Origin of the sequence: Salipiger sp. HF18, from assembly GCF_011806505.1 — a bacterium.
Taxonomy (GTDB): domain Bacteria; phylum Pseudomonadota; class Alphaproteobacteria; order Rhodobacterales; family Rhodobacteraceae; genus Salipiger; species Salipiger thiooxidans.
The window spans coordinates 1-1,821 of sequence record NZ_JAATOS010000671.1 but is presented as its reverse complement, the minus strand read 5'-3'; the positions used below and the strand labels follow the sequence as shown (position 1 = coordinate 1,821).

The 1,821-nt window shown below is 70.0% G+C and carries 3 protein-coding genes; 1 reads left to right on the top strand and 2 read right to left on the bottom strand.

Annotation, left to right across the window (positions count from 1 at the left end):
• Positions 1–508 precede the first annotated feature (508 nt).
• A complete protein-coding gene (locus tag HC022_RS25690; protein ID WP_167454269.1) occupies positions 509–730 on the bottom strand; it encodes a hypothetical protein in 222 nt (73 codons plus the stop codon).
• 181 nt (positions 731–911) lie between these two features.
• Between HC022_RS25690 and HC022_RS25685 the strand changes: the two genes are divergently transcribed.
• Positions 912–1,658, top strand: a complete 747-nt coding sequence (locus HC022_RS25685; RefSeq protein WP_167454268.1) for a hypothetical protein — start codon at positions 912–914, stop codon at positions 1,656–1,658.
• 19 nt (positions 1,659–1,677) lie between these two features.
• On the opposite strand, the gene HC022_RS25680 is transcribed toward HC022_RS25685, so the two are convergent.
• On the bottom strand, positions 1,678–1,821 hold a 144-nt coding region (locus tag HC022_RS25680; RefSeq protein ID WP_167454267.1), incomplete at its 5' end, for a DUF3422 family protein.

The window sequence follows — 1,821 nt, the reverse complement described above, 5'->3', positions numbered from 1 at the left end:
GGGTTCCTCGCCGCGACCTCCGAGGGCGTCCGGCAGGCCATGCCCACCCAGATCACCTCGGTCGCCTTCGTGTCGTCGAAGGCGTTCTGACGCAGACCGTTCGCTCGGCAGGGCCTGATCCTTCCGGACGTCCCGAGGTACGAGACCGCGTTGCGCCGGTTCATCGTCTCGACGCAGAGCCCGAAGTCGCAGCACCTGAGGTGGAAGAGGTGCAGCCGACCCGGCTTGAAGAGCTTCGAGGCCCGGGTGACATGCCCTCCCCGCGCGAGATCCTGGGGCCGAGCGACAGCACGCAGGGCCTGGACTACTGCGGCGCGACGCGCCCCCGCGGCCCCGCCCCCCCCCCCGCCAGCGGCTCCGTCTCGCGGTCGATGCGGTGAATGCCCTCGAGGCCCGTGCCGTCAGCCCCCGCCGCGACGGCTGTCCGGCCAGCCAGTCGACCAGCAACATGCCCTCCGCCGGGTTCAGCACCACCAGCGCGTCGCCATCCCCCACGATGACCTGCGCATCATAGCCCCGCAGCCCGGTCACCCCGCCGTCTGAGCAGCCGACGGCGCTTCATGTCGAAGCTCCTGTGCGCCTCGCCCGGGATGCCGATGACAGTGCAGCCCGCGGCCAGCCGCTGAACGTCCGCGATGCGCCCGTGACGGATCACTTGGCAGTTCTCGCGCCCCGGCGCCGTGCCGTTGTGGTGCCCCCATGTCTCGTGGAAGAACGCGTCGTCGCGCACCAGCGGCACGGCCGCGGCCACTGATTTTTATCTGCGCTTCACCTGTTCTTGACGCGGTTTCGCAATAGCTTACAGCGCCCCCTCACGAATGAGAATCGCCAATCTTCCGGGGCGGGCGTAACGTTGCGGGCAGGCCGTCCGTCCGCCACCCGTACCGGATCCGACCCAGACCAGAGGCCAGATGATCGCGCAGGACTTCCTTGACACCGGCTGGCAGTTTTCCCTGACCGGCCACCGGATCACCCGTTACCAGGTGTTCGGCGAGCGGTCCTCTGGCACCAATTTCGTCAAGCGCCTGCTGGGGCGGAACACCGCGCTCGCGCCGTCCGAGGGGCTGGGCTGGAAACACGGCCTGCCGCATATGGCCGCCATCCCGGAGGACATGGCCATCGTCTGCGTCGTGCGCCACGCCGGCGACTGGGCGCGCTCGATGCACGAGAAGCCGTGGCATTGCCCGCCCGAGATGCAGCGCCTCGGCTTCTCAGAGTTCATCCGCGAGGAGTGGGCCACCATCGCCGACCGCGAGCGCTCCTTCCCGCAGCTCAAGACCATGGGCGGGCGCGGCGCGGCGCTGCAGCTCGACCGGCACCCGCTCAGCGGGGCGCCCTACGCCAATCTCTTCGCCCTGCGCCGCACCAAGATGCAGGGGCTGCTGGGCTTCTTCAACCGTGGCTGCTCGCTGGTGTTCTGCCGGTTCGAAGCGGTGCAGAGCGCGCCCCGCGCCTTCCTCGCCGAACTCGAGAAGCGGCTCTCGCTCACCCCCTCGCCCGAAGGCTACCGCCCGGTGGTCAAGCGCCTCGGCTCGAGGTTCCTGCCATCGGTCGAGACGCGCCCCGAGACGCCCATGCACATGCCGGGCGACGACACGACCTTCATGCGCGGCGAGCTCGACCTCGCGCTCGAGGCCGACCTCGGCTACCGCTACTGAGCCACGCGCGGGATGGCTCTCAGTGGCCGCCCTCCTTGGTGACCGACCTGCGGATCCGCCGCAGCCCGAGCCAGACCGCCAGCACCACCGGCGGCACCGCCAGCGCCGTCAGAAGCCCCTTGCTCATGCCGACGGCGCCGGCCAGCGGGTACAGCAGGTAACC